Here is a 16,768-nt window from a genome sequence, read left to right as displayed (position 1 = left end):
GGCCCGTAGTGCCCCACCGGGATCGGGCGGAGGCTGGTATCAGCTCGTACGAGCACCCCCACGGCCTCCGGAGGGGACCCCGATGTCCGAGCAGCGAAGCACCGCCGTACTGGACCGGACCGGGCTCGACGCCCTCGTCCAGGTGCTGCGTGCGCGGGGCCGCACGGTCGTGGGGCCCACCGTGCGGGACGCCGCCGTCGTGCTCGGCGAGATCGAGTCGGCCGACGAACTGCCCTTCGGCTGGGGCACCGAGGTCGAGGCGGGCCGCTACCGGCTGGTTCCGCGGGCGGACGGCGCGGCCTTCGCGCACACCACGGGTCCGCAGTCGTGGAAGGCGTTCCTGCACCCCGAGCGGGAGAAGCTGTGGGACGCCGACCGTACGCCGGACGGCGAGCTGTCGCTGACCGCCGCACCCCCCGTACGGCCGTCGTACGCCTTCCTCGGCGTGCGGCCCTGCGATCTGCGGGCCATCGCGATCCAGGACCGGGTGCTGACCGGCGGCCACTACGAGGACGACGGCTACGCGGCACGGCGCGAGGGTGCCTTCCTGGTGGCCGTGGAGTGCACGGAGCCGGGAGCCACCTGCTTCTGCGTGTCGATGGGCGGCGGGCCCGGCGCCGACGACGGCTTCGACCTCGCGCTGACCGAACTCGTGGACGCGGCCGGTCACCGCTTCCTGGTCCGGGCGGGCACCGACGCCGGAGAAGAGGTCCTCGCCGCGGTCCCGCACCGCCCGGCCGACCCCGCGGCCCGCAGCGCCGCCCGGGACGCGGTGGACACGGCGCGGCACCGGATGGGCCGGGCCATGCCGCCCGTGGACCTGCGGACGCTGCTCGGCGTAAGCCGCACGGCGGACCGCTGGGACGAGGTCGCCGCCCGCTGTCTGACCTGCGGCAACTGCACCATGGTGTGCCCCACCTGCTTCTGCGTCACCACCGAGGAGGTCACCGACCTCACCGGCGACCACGCCGAGCGGTGGCAACGCTGGGACTCCTGCTTCGACCTGGACTTCAGTCGTCTGCACGACGGCCCGGTGCGGTCCTCGGCCAGCAGCCGCTACCGGCAGTGGCTCACCCACAAACTCTCCACCTGGTACGAGCAGTTCGGCAGCTCCGGCTGTGTGGGCTGCGGGCGCTGCGTCACCTGGTGCCCGGTCGGCATCGACATCACCGAAGAGGCCACGGCCCTGTACACGGCCCGGTACGCCGCCCTGGACACGGCCTCCTACGACACCGCCCTGGACACGGCCTCGTACGACACCGACCCGGACACGGCCTCGTACGACGAACACGCCGCACTGCCACCGCCCGAGCAGCATGAGGAGACCCGACGATGACCTCCACCACCACCCTGGCCACGGCCCTGCCAGCCGAGCCCCGCGCACGGCTGATGCGGATCGCCCGCGAGGTCTCCTTCGCGTCGGGCGCCCGGCTGTTCGAGGAGGGGCAGCGCGCGGACCGGTTCTGGATCATCCGTACCGGCACCGTCGTCCTGGACCTGCAGGTGCCCGACCGCCGCCCGGCCGTGATCGAGTCGTTGGGGCACGGCGAGCTGGTCGGCTGGTCCTGGCACTTCCCGCCGTACTGGTGGCAGTTGGGCGCCGAGGCGCTCAGCCCGGTGCGGGCCTGGGAGTTCGACGCGGCGTCGGTACGGGAGATGTGCGCGCAGGATCCCGAGTTCGGGCGTGCGGTGGCCGTTTGGGTCGGCCGGGTGGTCGCCGACCGACTGCAGGCCTCCCGTGTCCGGCTGCTCGACCTCTACGCCCCGCACGGCGGCGGGAGCCGGACATGACCGCCGTACCGCTGCCCTACCGGGTGACCGCCGTACGGTCCGAGACGGCCGACACGGTCAGCCTCACGCTGGCCCCCGCGGGCACGGCCGTCCTCGCGCCCTTCACGCCGGGGCAGTTCGCGATGGTGTACGCCTTCGGGGTCGGGGAGATCCCGGTCTCGGTGTCCCGTATCGACGGCCACGCGCTGACGCACACGATCCGCTCGGTCGGCGCGGTCTCGGCGGCGCTGTGCGCGCTGCGGCCCGGCGACCGGGTGGGCCTGCGCGGCCCCTTCGGCACCGGCTGGGACCTCGGCCGGGCGGCGGGCGGGGACGTCCTGGCCGTCGCGGGCGGCATCGGCCTCGCCCCGCTGCGTCCGCTGCTGGACGCCGCGCTCGCCGCCCCGCACGCCTACGGCCGTCTGAACCTGCTCGTCGGCGCCCGGACCCCCGAGGACCTGCTCTACGGCCGTCAGGTGCGCGCCTGGTCCGCGGCGCACGGCCCGCCGCACTGCGCGGTCACGGTGGACCGCCCCTCCCCCGGCTGGCACGGCCGCGTCGGTGTCGTCACCGCGCTGCTGGACGACGCCCGGTTCACGGCGGGGAACGCCACGGCCTTCGTGTGCGGCCCGGAGGTGATGATCCGCGTCACCGCCCGCGCGCTGTGTCGCCTGGGCGTGCCCGCGGAGCGGATCCGGGTCTCGCTGGAGCGGAACATGCGCTGCGCCACCGGGTTGTGCGGCCACTGCCAGCTCGGCGGCGTGCTGCTGTGCCGGGACGGCCCCGTGATCGGCTGGGACCGGGCCGAGAGCCCGCTGTCGGTGAGGGAGTTGTGATGTCGACCAGGTCAGCGCCCACCCTAGCCGTGTTCAAGCTCGCGTCCTGCGACGGCTGCCAGCTGACGCTGCTGGACTGCGAGGACGAGTTGCTCGCCCTGGCGGGCCGGGTGCGGATCGCGCACTTCCTGGAGGCCTCCGGGGCGGTGGCGCCCGGCCCGTACGACCTCGGGCTGGTCGAGGGTTCCGTGACCACCGCCGCGGACGCCGAGCGGGTCCGGGAGATCCGCGCGCGGTGCCGGGTGCTGGTGACGGTCGGGGCGTGCGCGACCGCCGGGGGCATCCAGGCGCTGCGGAACTTCGCCGATGTCGAGGAGTTCACGCGCGCGGTGTACGCGCGGCCCGACTACATCGACACCCTCGCCACCTCGACGCCCGTCTCCGCCCATGTCGACGTCGACTTCGAACTGCGCGGCTGCCCGATCGACCGCGGCCAGCTGCTGGAGGTCATCACCGCGTTCCTGGCCGGGCGCAAGCCGGACGTGCCGAACCACAGCGTGTGCTTCGCGTGCAAGCGGCGCGGCGCGGTCTGTGTCACGGTCGCCCGGGGCACGCCCTGCCTGGGGCCGGTCACCCACGCCGGGTGCGGGGCGATCTGCCCGGCGTACGGGCGCGGCTGCTACGGCTGCTTCGGCCCGTCGGGTTCGGCGAACCTGCCCGCGCTGGTCGAGCTGTTGCACCGCGACGGGCTCGACGACCGCGACGTGGAACGCGTCCTTCGCACCTTCAACGCGCCCGCCTTCGACCGGCTCGCCCACTCCGCGGAGCAGTCGGAGTCCGCCCGGAACGCGGAGGAGGTCCGGACATGACACACCGAGGCTCCCGTGTCCTGCGCGTCGGCTCGCTCGCCCGGGTCGAGGGTGAGGGCACCCTGCTGCTGCGGGTGGCGGACGGCCGTATCGAGGAGGCGTCGCTGCGGATCTACGAACCGCCGCGCTTCTTCGAGGCGTTCCTGCGCGGCCGGGCCCACACCGAGCCGCCCGACATCACCGCCCGGGTGTGCGGTATCTGCCCGGTGGCCTACCAGATGAGCGCCTGCCAGGCGATCGAGGGCGCCTGCGGTGTCACGGTCGAGCGGTCGGTGAGGGAATTGCGGCGGCTGCTGTACTGCGGCGAGTGGATCGAGAGCCACGCCCTGCACATCCATCTGCTGCACGCCCCGGACTTCCTCGGCTGTGACAGCGCCGTCGAGCTGGCCCGCACCGAACGGGCCGCGGTGGAGCGGGGGCTGCGGCTGAAGCAGGCGGGCAACGCCCTCCTCGAACTCCTCGGTGGGCGTGCGGTCCACCCGGTCAACGTCCGGCTGGGCGGCTTCTACCGGGTCCCGACGCGGTCCGAACTGCGCCCGCTGGCCGAGCGGTTGCGCCGGGCCGCCGACGACGCGCGGGAGACCGTGCGCTGGGTGGCGGGCTTCGACTTCCCGGAAGGCGAGGTCGACGCCGACCTCCTGGCGCTGGCCGCGCCGGACACGTACGCGATCGAGGAGGGCATGCCGACGGTGGTGCGTACGGACGGGGTGCGCGGCGCGTTCCCCCTCTCCGCCTTCCTCGACCGTGTCCGTGAGGAGCAGGTGCCGCGTTCCACGGCGCTGCACTCCCGGCTCGACGGGCGGCGGCATCTCACCGGCCCGCTCGCGCGGTACGCGGTCAGCGGGCACCTGCTGTCGGAGGCCGCGCGGGAGGCGGCCCGCGAGGCCGGGCTCGGTGATCCGCGGCGGCGGCCGGTGTGCCGTAACCCGTACCGGTCGGTCCTGGTCCGGGCCGTGGAGGTGGTGTACGCCGTGGACGAGGCGTTGCGGCTCATCGCCGGGTACGAGCCCCCGGCCCGCCCGTACGTCGACGTGCCGCCGGTCGCCGGCCTTGGGCACGGGGCGACGGAGGCGCCGCGCGGGCTGCTGTACCACCGCTACGAGCTGGCTGCCGACGGCACCGTCACGGACGCCCGTATCGTGCCGCCGACGGCGCAGAACCAGGGCACCATCGAGGACGACCTGGTCCGGGTCGCGCAGGCGGCCGTCGCCCGGGAGGGGACGACCGACGAGGAGCTGGCGCGGCTGTGCGAGCGGGCGGTCCGCAACCACGACCCGTGCATCTCCTGCGCCACCCACTTCCTCGACCTGACCGTCGTACGCGCCTGACCGTTGGTGGGCCGTCATGAAGTACCTCGACGAGTACCGTGATCCAGCCGTCGCCCGGCGGTTGCTGGACGAACTGCGCCGGACCGCGACGCGGCCGTGGCGGATCATGGAGGTGTGCGGGGGCCAGACCCACACGCTGGTCCGGCAGGGCATCGACGAGCTGCTGCCCGCGGGTATGCGGATGATCCACGGCCCCGGCTGCCCGGTGTGCGTCACTCCGTTGGAGACCCTGGACCGGGCGATGGCCATCGCGGCGCGGCCCGGGGTCGTCCTCACCAGCTTCGGCGACATGCTGCGGGTGCCCGGCACGGACACCGACCTGCTGTCGTCGCGGGCGCGCGGCGCCGACGTCCGGGTGGTGTACACGCCGATGGACGCCGTCCGGCTGGCCGTCGGCCTCCCGGACCGTGAGGTGGTGTTCCTCGCGGTCGGGTTCGAGACCACGGCGCCCGCCAACGCCATGGCGGTGCTGCACGCCGCACGCCTCGGGCTGGCGAACTTCTCGATGCTGGTCAGCCATGTGCTGGTGCCGCCCGCGATGACGGCGCTGCTCGGCGACCCCGCCTGCGAGGTGCAGGCGTTCCTGGCGGCGGGGCATGTGTGCGCGGTGATGGGCTGGCGCGAGTACGAGCCGATCGCCGCCGAGTACCGGGTGCCGATCGTGGTCACCGGGTTCGAGCCGCTGGATCTGCTGGAGGGCATCCTGATGGCCGTCCGGCAACTGGAGGCGGGCCGGGCCGAGGTGGAGAACCAGTACGTACGGGCCGTGCGCCGGTCCGGCAACACCGCGGCGCAGGACGCCGTCCGCAGCGTCTTCCGCGTCACCGGGCGGGCCTGGCGCGGCCTCGGGGAGCTGCCCGGCAGCGGTCTCGAACTCCGCCCGCCCTATGCCCGGTTCGACGCGGCCCGGCGGTTCGCCGTGGACGGGCTGCGCCCGGTCGAGGATCCGGAGTGCATCGCCGGGGCCGTGCTGACCGGCGCCCGGCTGCCGACCGACTGTCCCGCCTACGGCACCCGCTGCACGCCCCGTCATCCGCTGGGCGCGCCGATGGTCTCCGCCGAGGGCACCTGCGCCGCCTTCCACGCGGCCGGCCGCACGAAGGGAGTGGCGTCGCCATGACCGTCGTATGCCCCAGTCCCCATCACGAGGACGACGTCGTCCTGCTCGGCCACGGGGCGGGCGGGCGGCTGACCACGGAACTCCTGGACAGTGTGGTGCTGCCCGCGTTCGACGGGCAGAGCGGGCCGTTGGAGGACGCCGCGCTGCTGCCCGGCCATCCGGACCTGGTGGTGAGCACGGACAGTTTCGTCGTCAGCCCGCTGTTCTTCCCTGGCGGTGATATCGGCAGCCTCGCGGTGCACGGCACGGTCAACGACGTGGCGATGCGCGGGGCGCGGCCGGTCGCCCTGTCGGTGGCGTTGATCGTGGAGGAGGGGCTGCCGCTGGCCGAACTGCGCCGGGTGGCCGTGTCGTTGGGTGAGGCGGCGCGGGCGGCGGGGGTGCCCGTGGTCACCGGTGACACCAAGGTGGTGGGGCGCGGTGCGGCGGACCGGGTGTTCGTCAACACGACCGGGGTCGGGCAGCGGCTGGCGGGGCTGCGGCCGTCCGCGGCGCTGGCCCGGCCGGGTGACGCGGTGCTGTTGTCGGGGCCGATCGGGCTGCACGGCACCACGGTGCTGGCCACCCGCGAGGGCCTCGGCTTCGAGAGCGACGTCGTCTCGGACAGCCGTCCGCTGCACCGGCTCGTGGCCGGGCTGGCGCCGTTCGGGGAGCGGGTGCACGTCCTGCGCGACCCGACGCGCGGCGGGCTGGCCGCCGCCCTGAACGAGATCGCGCGGGACTCGGGGGTGGCGGTCGAGATCGAGGAGAGTGCGGTGCCGGTGCCTGAGGCGGTGCGTTCCGCCTGCGATCTGCTGGGGCTGGATCCGCTGGTCGTCGCCAACGAGGGGTGTCTGGTGGCGTTTGTCGCACCGTCGGCGGCGGAGGGAGCGCTGGCCGCGCTGCGGGGGCGGCCCGAGGGGCGGGACGCCGTGCGGATCGGTGAGGTCGTGGCGGGTGGTCCGGAGGGGCGGGTCGTGCTGCGCACGTTGGTGGGTGCTCGGCGGGTGGTGGACATGCCGCTGGGGGAGTTGTTGCCGCGGATCTGTTAAGGGTGGTTGGCGGTAGGCGGTAGGCGGTAGGCGGTAGGCGATTGGCGGTGTGGGGGCGGGCGGTTGTGGCTGCCGGTTGGCGGGGCGCGGTAGGCGGGACGCGGTATCCAATGTGCGGTAGCCGGTAGCCGGTAGCCGGTAGCCCGTGCACGGTGGTCGGTAGCCCGTGCACGGTGGTCGGTAGCCGGTAGCTCGCGCACGGCGGTCGGTAGCCGGTAGCCGGTAGCCGGTGTGCAAGCGCACGGCAGCGCGAGCCCCGTAACCCGCAGCCGATAGGCAGACGGCAGTAGCCCGCAGCCAGGCGACAGCACCCGGTATGCAATCGACGGTTGTCCGAAGCCTTGCTGCGCCCACTTCCATACTGTAGACAATATTTCGTCGACATCATTCTGACGGTCTCGGCCACGACCACCTCCGCGGTATCCCTCAAACCGAACGGAGCGTTTCCGTGAAAGTCGCAGTCCTCGGCGCCGGTGCGATCGGCGCCTACGTCGGTGCCGCGCTGGAACGCGCCGGTGCCGATGTGCACCTCATCGCCCGTGGACCGCATCTGGCGGCCATGAGGCAGCACGGGGTACGGGTGCTCAGCCCTCGCGGCGACTTCACCGCGCACCCCAGCGCCACCGACGACCCGGCCGAAATCGGCCCGGTCGACTACGTCCTCCTCGGCCTGAAGGCCAACTCGTACGCGGCGTGCGGGCCGCTGATCGAGCCCCTGCTGCACGACTCCACCGCGGTGATCGCCGCGCAGAACGGCATCCCCTGGTGGTACTTCCACCGGCACGGCGGCCCCCACGACGGCCACCGCATCGAGAGCGTGGACCCCGGCGGCGCCGTCAGCGCCGTGCTCGCCCCCGAGCGGGCCATCGGCTGTGTCGTCTACGCCGCCACCGAACTCGAAGGCCCGGGCGTCGTCAGGCACTTGGAGGGCACACGGTTCTCCATCGGCGAGCCCGACCGCAGTGTCTCCAAGCGCTGTCTGGCGTTCAGCGAGGCCATGACGGCGGGCGGGCTGAAGTGCCCGGTGGAACCGGACCTGCGCAACGACATCTGGCTGAAGCTGCTCGGCAACATCTCCTTCAACCCGATCAGCGCGCTCGCCCGCGCCACCATGCGGCAGATGTGTCTGCACGGCGGCACCCGCAAGGTCATCGAGATCATGATGACCGAGACCCTCGCCGTCGCCGAGGCGCTCGGCTGTGAGGTCGGCGTCTCCATCGAACGCCGCCTCGCGGGGGCCGAACGGGTCGGCGACCACCGCACCTCCACGCTCCAGGACCTGGAGCGCGGCAAGCCGCTCGAACTCGACGTGCTGCTCGCCGCGGTCGTCGAACTGGCGGAGATCACCGGCGTGGACGTGCCCACCCTGCGCACCGTGCACGCCATCTCGGACCTGCTCGCGCTGAGGACCGCCGCATGAGCCGCATGACGCACCTGGGTCACACGACGCGCACGACGCGCATGAGGCGCACGACGCGCGCGAACAGCGCCAACACGAGGAGCGCCGTATGAGCAAACGCCGAAGGCCGACGAACTACACCCGGCTCACTCACCCCTTGGTCCGCGACTCCCGCGACGAACCCTTCCGGGAGGCGAGCTGGGACGAGGCGCTCGACCGGGCGGCCCGGGGTCTCGAGCGCAACCGCGGCGCGTTCGGGATGTTCTCCTGCGCCCGCGCCACCAACGAGATGAACTACGTGGCGCAGAAGTTCGCCCGCGTGGTCATGGGCACGAACAACGTCGACTCCTGCAACCGCACCTGCCACGCCCCGAGCGTCGCGGGGCTGAGCGCCGCGTTCGGCTCCGGCGGCGGGACGTCGTCGTACGAGGAGATCGAGCACACCGATGTGATCGTCATGTGGGGCTCCAACGCCCGGTTCGCGCATCCGATCTTCTTCCAGCATGTACTGAAGGGTGTACACAACGGCGGACGACTGTATGCGGTCGACCCGCGACGGACGTCCACCGCCGAGTGGGCGGAGAGCTGGCTCGGGCTGAACGTCGGCACCGACATCCCGATGGCGCACGCCATCGGCCGCGAGATCATCCACGCGGGCCTGGCCAACGAGGCGTTCCTCGAGCGGGCGACCAGCGGCTTCGACGAGTACAGGGAACTCGTGGAGCCCTGGACCCTCTCCCTCGCCGAGAAGGTCACCGGCGTCCCCGCCGCCGCGATCCGCGAACTGGCGCACGCCTACGCCCGCGCCGAACGCGCCCAGCTGTGCTGGACCCTCGGCATCACCGAGCACCACAACGGCACCGACAACGTCCGCGCCCTGATCAACCTCTCCCTGCTCACCGGCCACGTGGGCCGCTACGGTTCCGGCCTACAGCCCCTGCGCGGCCAGAACAACGTCCAGGGCGGCGGCGACATGGGCGCCATCCCCAACCGGTTGCCCGGCTTCCAGGACATCCTCGACCCGGACATCCGGCTCAAGTTCGAGTCCGCCTGGGACACGGTCATCCAACCGCACTACGGGCTGAACCTGACCGACATGTTCGAGGCGATGGAAGACGGTTCACTGCGGGCGGTCTACTGCATCGGCGAGAACCCCGCGCAGTCCGAAGCCGACAGCGAACAGGCGGTACGCCGCCTCGGCGCGCTGGACTTCCTCGTCGTCCAGGACATCTTCCTGACGAAGACCGCCCAGCTCGCCGACGTCGTCCTGCCCGCCACCGCGGGCTGGGCGGAGACCGAGGGCACCACCACCAACAGCGAACGGCGGGTGCAGCGGGTGCGCCGCGCGGTGACCCCGCCCGGCCAGGCCCGCGAGGACATCGACATCATCTGCGACCTCGCCACCCGCCTCGGCCACGACTGGAAGTACACCGACGCCGAAACGGTCTGGAACGAGCTGCGCTCGGTCTCCCCCGACCACTACGGCATGACGTACGAGCGCCTGGAGGAGCACCAGGGCATCCAGTGGCCGTGCCCGAGCACCGAGCAGCTCGAACCGACGTATCTGCACGCCCGGTTGTGGGATCCGGACCCGGGGCGGCGCGGCAGGCTCGCGCCGTTCGGCATCGTCCGGCACGATCCGCCGGTCGACCTCACCGACGAGGAGTACCCGATCCGCCTGACCACGGGGCGGCGCCTCGACTCGTACAACACCGGTGTGCAGAGCGGGAGTTTCGCCTCGCCGCTCAGGCGCGGGGAGTACGTCGAGCTGTGCCCGGAGGACGCCGAGCGGTACGGCGTCGTCGTCGGCGAGCGGGTGCGGGTGACCTCGCGGCGCGGGTCGGTGGAGGCGCCGGTGTGGGTCGACCCCGCGCTGCGGCCCGGGCTCGCCTTCATGACCATGCACTTTCCCGACGAGGTGGACACCAACGCGCTGACGATCGAGGCCAACTGCCCGATCGCGGGCACGGCGGAGTTCAAGGCGTCGGCGATCCGGATCGAGAAGCTCCCCGTCGCGACCATCGTGAGGTGACGTAAGTGGACCTGCACTTCGGCGACAGCAAGCCGACGGACGAGGAACGGGCGGCCGTCGACGCCCTGCTCGGCCCGCCCGAGTCCTCCTGGGAGGGCGCCGCCCGCGACGAGATGCGGACGGACGATCTGAGGTGGGCGCGCGGCGGGCGGGCCGCACGGGACCGCCGCGAGCTGCTGTTGCCGGGGCTGCACGCGATCAACGACCGGATCGGCTGGATCAGCGAGGGCGCGCTGGACTATCTGTGCCGGAGGCTGACCGTGCCCCCGGCGGAGGCGTACGGCGTCGCCACCTTCTACGCGATGTTCTCGGTACGGCCCCGGCCCGCGACCGTGCTCCATGTGTGCGCGGACCTGGCGTGCGCGGCGGCGGGCGCGCAGGAGCTGTGCGCGGGTGTCGAGGCGCGGCTCGGCCTCGGCAGCGGGGTGCAGGTGGAGCGCAGCCCCTGCCTGGGACTGTGCGAACGGGCCCCGGCCGCGCTGGCGATCCGGGCGGGCGATCCGGTGCGTACGGCGGTGGCGGCACCGGCGACCGTGGAGGGCGCCGTACTCGCCGCGAGCGCGCCCGACTCGGCGCCGGAGGAACCCTCGGCGGCGATGGCGGTACCGCAGGCCGGTGACCCTTCGCTGACGCTGCTGGGCCGGGTCGGCACGGTGGACCCGGCGTCGCTGGACGACTACCGGGCGCACGGCGGCTACGCGGCGCTGCGGCGGGCCTTCGAGCTGGGTCCGGCCGGGGTGATCCGGGAGGTCACCGACTCCGGCCTGGTCGGGCGGGGCGGCGCGGCCTTCCCCACCGGCCGCAAGTGGCAGGCGACGGCGTCCCAGCCGGACCATCCGCACTACCTGGTGTGCAACGCGGACGAATCGGAGCCGGGCACCTTCAAGGACCGCGTGATCATGGAGGGCGATCCGTACGCCCTGGTGGAGTCGATGACGATCGCGGGGTACGCGGTCGGCGCGCGGAAGGGTTTCCTGTATCTGCGCGGCGAATATCCGCGGGCGATACACCGTATGCAATATGCCGTCGACCAGGCGCGAGCCCGTGGACTGCTCGGCGACGACATCCTCGGCCAGGGCTACGCCTTCGACATCGAGATCCGGCGCGGCGCGGGCGCCTACATCTGCGGCGAGGAGACCGCGCTGTTCAACTCCCTCGAGGGCTACCGGGGCGAGCCGCGCTCCAAGCCGCCGTTCCCCGTGGAGAAGGGCCTGTTCGGCAAGCCGACGGCGGAGAACAACGTCGAGACGCTCGTCAACGTCCTGCCGATCCTGACCATGGGCGCCGAGGCCTACGCGGCGATCGGCACCCCCAAGTCCACCGGCCCCAAGCTGTTCTGCGTCTCCGGCAGCGTGGCGCGGCCCGGCATCTACGAGCTGCCGTTCGGCGCCACGCTCGGCGAGCTGCTCACCCTCGCCGGGGTGCGGGACGGGCTGCGCGCGGTACTGCTCGGCGGCGCGGCGGGCGGCTTCGTACGCGCCGACGAGCTGGACATCCCGCTCACCTTCGAAGGCACCCGGGAGGCGGGCACGACGCTCGGCTCCGGGGTCGTGATGGCCTTCGACGGCACCGTGCCGCTGCCCCGGCTGCTGCTGCGGATCGCGGAGTTCTTCCGCGACGAGTCGTGCGGGCAGTGCGTGCCCTGCCGGGTCGGCACCGTACGCCAGGAGGAGGCGCTGCACCGGATCGCGGACCGCACCGGAGCGGCTGCCGCCGATGACATCGCCCTGCTCAGGGAGGTCGGCCGCGCGATGCGGGACGCCTCCATCTGCGGTCTCGGGCAGACCGCGTGGAACGCCGTGGAATCCGCCATCGACCGTCTGGGGGCGTACGAATGACCGTGACACCGCTGGGGATTCCCCGCCGTCTGCTGGAGTTCACCATCGACGGGGAGGCCGCCCGGGTGCCCGAGGGCGCGACGATCCTGGACGCCTGCCGGGCCGTCGGGAAGGACGTGCCGACGCTCTGCCAGGGCGACACACTCACCCCGAAGAACGCCTGCCGGGTCTGCGTCGTCGAGGTCGAGGGCTCCCGCACCCTGGTCCCGGCCTGCTCCCGCAAGGCGGAGCCCGGCATGGTCGTGCGCACCGACACCGAACGCGCCCGCCACAGCCGCAAGATCGTCCTCGAACTCCTCGCCTCCTCCGTCGACCTGTCGACGACGCCCGAGGTCGCCGGATGGCTGAAGGAGTACGAGGCGAAACCGGATCGCTTCGGCCCGGACGCGGCCCGCCTCAACGAGGGCCCGAAGATCGACAACGACCTCTACGTCCGCGACTACGACAAGTGCATCCTCTGCTACAAGTGCGTGGACGCCTGCGGCGACCAGTGGCAGAACACCTTCGCCATCTCGGTCGCGGGCCGCGGCTTCGACGCCCGGATCGCGGTGGAGCACGACGCCCCGCTGACCGACTCGGCGTGTGTGTACTGCGGCAACTGCATCGAGGTGTGTCCGACGGGGGCGCTGTCGTTCAAGTCGGAGTTCGACATGCGGGCGGCGGGTACATGGGACGAGTCGAAGCAGACGGAGACGACCACGGTGTGCGCGTACTGCGGCGTGGGCTGCAACCTTACGTTGCACGTCCAGGAGAACGAGATCGTCAAGGTCACCTCGCCGCACGACAATCCTGTGACCCATGGCAATCTCTGCATCAAGGGCCGCTTCGGCTACCAGCACGTGCAGAACCGAAACTGATCGGGGCTGATGGGGACATGGGACGAGTCACGGAACGACGCAAGGTGATCCGCATCCGGGGCGGCACGGTCTCCGCGCGCCCGGACACCCTCGTCGCCGAGGAACCCCTGGAGATCCGGCTGAACGGCAAACCCCTCGCCATCACGATGCGCACCCCTGGCGACGACTTCGCGCTCGCCGCCGGGTTCCTGGTGAGCGAGGGCGTACTGGCGACCGCATCTGATCTGCAGAACATCGTCTACTGCGCCGGGGCGACCGCCGACGGCTCGAACACCTACAACGTGGTCGACGTCCGAACGTCCCCCGGCGTGGTGATCCCCGACATCACCCTCGAACGCAACGTCTACACCACCTCCTCCTGCGGCCTGTGCGGCAAGGCCAGCCTGGACGCGGTGCGTACGACGGCCCGCTGGCCCATCGCCGACACTCCCCCGGTGCGGCTCGAACCCGAGCTGCTCGCGAGCCTCCCCGACCGGCTCCGCGCCGCCCAGCGGGTCTTCGACCGCACCGGGGGCCTGCACGCGGCGGCCCTGTTCACCGAGGACGGCGAACTGCTCGACGTGCGCGAGGACGTGGGCCGCCACAACGCGGTGGACAAGCTGGTCGGGCGCGCGGTGCGGAGCGGCGGCCTGCCGCTGTCCCGGACGGTCCTGCTGGTCTCCGGCCGGGCCTCCTTCGAGCTGGCGCAGAAGGCGGTCATGGCCGGGATCCCGGTCCTTGCGGCGGTGTCGGCGCCTTCGTCGCTCGCGGTGGACCTGGCCATGGAGACCGGGCTGACCCTGGTGGGCTTTCTGCGGGGCAGCTCCATGAACGTGTACGCGGGCGAGGACCGGATCGCTCTGCGGGCCGCGGCCACCCAGGGCTGACGGTCCCCCGCGGCACGGCGGCGGGGCCCCGACCGGCGGGGAGCGCCCCCTGCGCCGCAGGGGCCCCGCCTCACCCGCCGCGTCCGCGGGCGGGCCACTGGGCCAGGATCCAGGATCCGGGCTGCGGGCTGCGGGCTGCGGGCTGCGGTATACAGTCCGCGATCCCCGGAATTCGGTATACGGTCCACCGGCGCCCGCCTACGGCCCACCGCCACCCGCAGACGCTCCACCGACACCGACACCGACACCGACACCGACACCGACATGCAACCTACCGCCGCCTGCATACAGTCCACCGGCACCGGCATCCGGCCCACCGCCGCCGACATACAGCCCACGGCCCCACACCTACGCCCTACGCCCTACGCCCTACGCCACCCCCTCATCCGCCCCAGCAATCCGCACCAGCATCCCGGTGAACCGCTCCCTCTCCGCCTCCGTAAGCGGCCCGAGCAGCGCATCATTCGCCTCCCCAGCCGCCCGCTCGCACCGCTCCAGCAGCCGGACCCCCTGCTCCGTGAGCGAGACGGCGTTCTTGCGCCGATCGTGTGGGTCGGGGGCGCGGACGACCAGCTCCGCCGACTGGAGGTCGTCCAGTACGCCGACCAGGTCCTTGGGGTCGAGCCGGACCCGTCGGCCGAGGTCCGCCTGGGCGACGGGGGCGAGATCGCGCACGGCGAGCAGCACCACGTGGTGCCACACCTTCAGGCCCTCCGCGGCCAGCGCGTCGGCCATCAGGGTGCGACCGCGGGCCGCGGCCCGGGCGAGCAGCCAACTGGGCAGGGCGCGTATCGCGGGCGGTGGGGCTTCTGACATGCCAACACTCTAGGTCAGATTCGTTGGACTTCCCTACGATTACCTGCTAATCGTTGGGATCCCCAACGAACCCCTGGAGGTGCGGTCGATGCGTCGCCCAGCCCTGAAGGGCAGGTCACACCGGCCGTCAAGCCGTCGCGTCCGTCCCAGAGCCACCCTCACCACGGCGACCCTCACCGCGGCCGCCGTCACCGCCGCCGCGGCCTTCCTGCCGAGCGCCGCGCAGGCCCGCCCTACCGCACAGGCCGACCTCGCCGCACACGCCCGCCCCGCCGCCCCGGCGGCCCCGTTCGACCACCAGGTCCTCTTCCGCGCCGACCGCGACCCCGGCGGCTACGCCTGTTTCCGGATCCCCGCGATCGTGCGCACCAACGACAACACGCTCCTGGCGTTCGCCGAGGGACGGGTCCTCAACTGCGGCGACGCGACGGACATCGACATCGTCCTGAAGCGCTCCACCGACGGAGGCCGCACCTGGAGCCCGCTCCAGGTGGTCAACGACGGCAACGGCGACACCCACGGCAACCCGGCGCCGGTCGTCGACCGGGAGACCGGCCGGATCATCCTGGCCCAGACCTACAACACGGGCCGTCCGGACAGCGCGCACTGCACCATCCCCTGTGACCGCGCCCCGTGGCTCCAGTACAGCGACGACGACGGCCGCACCTGGTCCAAGCCGCGCGACCTGAGCGCCGAACTGCTCCCGGCGAACTGGAACTCCTGGTTCGCCACCGGCCCCGTACACGGCATCCAGCTCACCCGCGGCGCCCACGCCGGACGGCTCGTCCTCGGCGTCAACGCCGAGACGTTCAGCGACGGCCGGGTCACCACCAACCACGCCGCGCTGGTGATCAGCGACGACGGCGGCGAGCACTGGCGGATCGGCGCCACGGACTCCTACCCGGTCGCCTCCGACGGTTCCTTCCGGCAGAAGCCCTCCGAGGTCACCCCGACCGAACTGGCCGACGGCTCGCTCCTGGTCAGCAGTCGCGACGAGGAGGGCACCGACCTCGGCCACCGTTCCCAGACGCTGAGCCGGGACGGCGGCGAGAGCTTCACCACCCCGTTCCAGGGACTGCCCGACCTCTACACGCCGGAGGTCCAGGGGGCGCTGCTCAGCCTGGACGACCGGGTCCTGCTGGCGGCCCCCGGCGACCCCGACCGCCGCCGCACCATGATGCTGCGCTCCTCCTACGACGGCGGCCGCACCTGGGACAGCGTGGACCGGGGCACGGTCATCGGCCACGACTGGGCCGGTTACTCCGATCTGGTGGACGTCGACAGCGAGACCGTGGGCCTGATGTACGAGGGCGGCACGGTCGACGCACGCGACGAGATCCGCTTCGTCCGGGTCACCGAGAGCCAGCTCGCCCCGCGCCGCGACCCGGACCCGACCACCGCCGACCACGGCCTGCTCGCCCCCCGGGCCACGGTGCTCGGCGGCGCCGCTCCGACGCCCGGGGTGGTCGGCGAGGCGCTGTCCTTCGACGGCAAGGACGACGCCGTACGCCTCCCCTACCGCTCCGAACTCGCCCTGGGAAGCGGCGACTTCACCACCTCGCTGTGGTTCCGTCACACGGCGGACAGGGGTGAGCAGCCGCTGCTGTGGATCGGCGGCATCGGTGTCAGCCAGCCGCAGGTGTGGCTGCGCGGCGACCCCGCGAACGGCCTCCTGCGCGGACTGATCACGACCCGCGAGGGCGCGCGGACCGTCCGCACCGCCTACGTCGACGCGAACGGCGCCTACAACGACGGCCGGTGGCACCACGTGGTGCTGCGCCGGGGCGGCGGCAAGCTGACGCTGTTCCTGGACGGCGAGGCGGTCGGCAGCACCGCCGACGTGGCCGGTTCGGTCAGCCGCAACTCGCCGTTCGGGGTGCACATCGGCCAGCGGATGGACAGCCGCGCCTTCTTCACCGGCGCCATCGACGACGTACGGGTCTGGAACCGGGCGCTGAGCGACGGCGAGATCGGCACCATGCGCGGCACCGGCACCGGCCCGGCCCTCGGCACCCTGACATGGCTGCCCATGGACCAGGTGAGCACCAGCGGCTAACGTCCGGGAG

At 72.6% G+C, this 16,768-nt stretch carries 14 protein-coding genes; 13 read left to right on the top strand and 1 reads right to left on the bottom strand.

All coding sequences use genetic code 11. The features are described 5' to 3' along the window. Positions 1 to 82: 82 nt before the first annotated feature. The 12 genes from ACFVQG_RS05635 to fdhD all read left to right on the top strand — a co-directional run bounded on the left by ACFVQG_RS05635 (position 83) and on the right by fdhD (position 13,886). Positions 83 to 1,336, top strand: coding sequence for a 4Fe-4S dicluster domain-containing protein (locus tag ACFVQG_RS05635; RefSeq protein ID WP_383377191.1), 1,254 nt, complete (start codon positions 83 to 85; stop codon positions 1,334 to 1,336). Then, a complete protein-coding gene (locus ACFVQG_RS05630; RefSeq protein WP_383377190.1) occupies positions 1,333 to 1,791 on the top strand; it encodes a cyclic nucleotide-binding domain-containing protein in 459 nt (152 codons plus the stop codon). Before ACFVQG_RS05635 ends, ACFVQG_RS05630 begins: the two co-directional genes overlap by 4 nt. Next, positions 1,788 to 2,606 (top strand): FAD/NAD(P)-binding protein, encoded by an 819-nt coding sequence (locus ACFVQG_RS05625; RefSeq protein WP_383377188.1) that lies wholly within the window; start codon positions 1,788 to 1,790, stop codon positions 2,604 to 2,606. Before ACFVQG_RS05630 ends, ACFVQG_RS05625 begins: the two co-directional genes overlap by 4 nt. Next, entirely contained in the window at positions 2,606 to 3,415 is an 810-nt protein-coding gene (locus ACFVQG_RS05620; RefSeq protein ID WP_383377186.1) for an oxidoreductase, read from the top strand. The genes ACFVQG_RS05625 and ACFVQG_RS05620 overlap by 1 nt, the downstream gene beginning before the upstream one ends. Continuing rightward, entirely contained in the window at positions 3,412 to 4,743 is a 1,332-nt protein-coding gene (locus ACFVQG_RS05615; protein WP_383377185.1) for a Ni/Fe hydrogenase subunit alpha, read from the top strand. Before ACFVQG_RS05620 ends, ACFVQG_RS05615 begins: the two co-directional genes overlap by 4 nt. Positions 4,744 to 4,759: 16 nt before the next feature. Beyond that, on the top strand, positions 4,760 to 5,863 hold the full coding sequence (gene hypD / locus ACFVQG_RS05610) for a hydrogenase formation protein HypD (protein WP_383377183.1): 1,104 nt from the start codon (positions 4,760 to 4,762) through the stop codon (positions 5,861 to 5,863). Continuing rightward, positions 5,860 to 6,894 (top strand): hydrogenase expression/formation protein HypE, encoded by a 1,035-nt coding sequence (hypE, locus tag ACFVQG_RS05605; RefSeq protein ID WP_383377181.1) that lies wholly within the window; start codon positions 5,860 to 5,862, stop codon positions 6,892 to 6,894. The genes hypD and hypE overlap by 4 nt, the downstream gene beginning before the upstream one ends. A gap of 448 nt (positions 6,895 to 7,342) precedes the next feature. Beyond that, positions 7,343 to 8,314 (top strand): 2-dehydropantoate 2-reductase, encoded by a 972-nt coding sequence (locus ACFVQG_RS05600; protein ID WP_383377179.1) that lies wholly within the window; start codon positions 7,343 to 7,345, stop codon positions 8,312 to 8,314. 88 nt (positions 8,315 to 8,402) lie between these two features. Then, positions 8,403 to 10,325 (top strand): molybdopterin oxidoreductase family protein, encoded by a 1,923-nt coding sequence (locus ACFVQG_RS05595; protein WP_383377178.1) that lies wholly within the window; start codon positions 8,403 to 8,405, stop codon positions 10,323 to 10,325. Between the two features lie 5 nt (positions 10,326 to 10,330). After that, positions 10,331 to 12,163 carry an NAD(P)H-dependent oxidoreductase subunit E gene (locus ACFVQG_RS05590; RefSeq protein WP_383377176.1) on the top strand — a complete coding sequence of 611 codons (1,833 nt, stop codon included), beginning with the start codon at positions 10,331 to 10,333 and terminating at the stop codon, positions 12,161 to 12,163. Next, positions 12,160 to 13,020, top strand: a complete 861-nt coding sequence (locus ACFVQG_RS05585) for a 2Fe-2S iron-sulfur cluster-binding protein (RefSeq protein ID WP_383377174.1) — start codon at positions 12,160 to 12,162, stop codon at positions 13,018 to 13,020. Before ACFVQG_RS05590 ends, ACFVQG_RS05585 begins: the two co-directional genes overlap by 4 nt. Before the next feature lie 17 nt (positions 13,021 to 13,037). Continuing rightward, positions 13,038 to 13,886, top strand: coding sequence for a formate dehydrogenase accessory sulfurtransferase FdhD (fdhD, locus tag ACFVQG_RS05580; RefSeq protein ID WP_383377172.1), 849 nt, complete (start codon positions 13,038 to 13,040; stop codon positions 13,884 to 13,886). 369 nt (positions 13,887 to 14,255) lie between these two features. Here the strand turns inward: fdhD and ACFVQG_RS05575 are convergent, their stop codons facing one another. Then, positions 14,256 to 14,702: a MarR family winged helix-turn-helix transcriptional regulator gene (locus tag ACFVQG_RS05575; protein WP_383377170.1), complete on the bottom strand. Its 447-nt coding sequence runs from the start codon at positions 14,700 to 14,702 to the stop codon at positions 14,256 to 14,258. 88 nt (positions 14,703 to 14,790) lie between these two features. On the opposite strand from ACFVQG_RS05575, the gene ACFVQG_RS05570 reads away from it, so the two are divergent. Beyond that, complete coding sequence (locus ACFVQG_RS05570; RefSeq protein ID WP_383377168.1) at positions 14,791 to 16,758, top strand: exo-alpha-sialidase; 1,968 nt, start codon at positions 14,791 to 14,793, stop codon at positions 16,756 to 16,758. Positions 16,759 to 16,768: the final 10 nt, after the last annotated feature.

Source organism: Streptomyces sp. NPDC057877, from assembly GCF_042796855.1.
Taxonomy (GTDB): Bacteria; Actinomycetota; Actinomycetes; order Streptomycetales; family Streptomycetaceae; genus Streptomyces.
The sequence above is the reverse complement of the archived record's forward strand: the minus strand, read 5'-3'. Positions and strand labels throughout refer to the sequence as shown.

Excerpts from the sequence above, each read along its gene's own strand:
- ACFVQG_RS05615 (WP_383377185.1), top strand. The coding sequence starts at position 3,412 with ATGACACACCGAGGCTCCCGTGTCCTGCGCGTCGGCTCGCTCGCCCGG.
- fdhD (WP_383377172.1), top strand. The coding sequence starts at position 13,038 with ATGGGACGAGTCACGGAACGACGCAAGGTGATCCGCATCCGGGGCGGC.
- ACFVQG_RS05630 (WP_383377190.1), top strand. The coding sequence starts at position 1,333 with ATGACCTCCACCACCACCCTGGCCACGGCCCTGCCAGCCGAGCCCCGC.
- hypE (WP_383377181.1), top strand. The coding sequence starts at position 5,860 with ATGACCGTCGTATGCCCCAGTCCCCATCACGAGGACGACGTCGTCCTG.
- ACFVQG_RS05635 (WP_383377191.1), top strand. The coding sequence starts at position 83 with ATGTCCGAGCAGCGAAGCACCGCCGTACTGGACCGGACCGGGCTCGAC.
- ACFVQG_RS05625 (WP_383377188.1), top strand. The coding sequence starts at position 1,788 with ATGACCGCCGTACCGCTGCCCTACCGGGTGACCGCCGTACGGTCCGAG.
- hypD (WP_383377183.1), top strand. The coding sequence starts at position 4,760 with ATGAAGTACCTCGACGAGTACCGTGATCCAGCCGTCGCCCGGCGGTTG.
- ACFVQG_RS05620 (WP_383377186.1), top strand. The coding sequence starts at position 2,606 with ATGTCGACCAGGTCAGCGCCCACCCTAGCCGTGTTCAAGCTCGCGTCC.
- ACFVQG_RS05570 (WP_383377168.1), top strand. The coding sequence starts at position 14,791 with ATGCGTCGCCCAGCCCTGAAGGGCAGGTCACACCGGCCGTCAAGCCGT.
- ACFVQG_RS05595 (WP_383377178.1), top strand. The coding sequence starts at position 8,403 with ATGAGCAAACGCCGAAGGCCGACGAACTACACCCGGCTCACTCACCCC.
- ACFVQG_RS05575 (WP_383377170.1), bottom strand. The coding sequence starts at position 14,702 with ATGTCAGAAGCCCCACCGCCCGCGATACGCGCCCTGCCCAGTTGGCTG.
- ACFVQG_RS05585 (WP_383377174.1), top strand. The coding sequence starts at position 12,160 with ATGACCGTGACACCGCTGGGGATTCCCCGCCGTCTGCTGGAGTTCACC.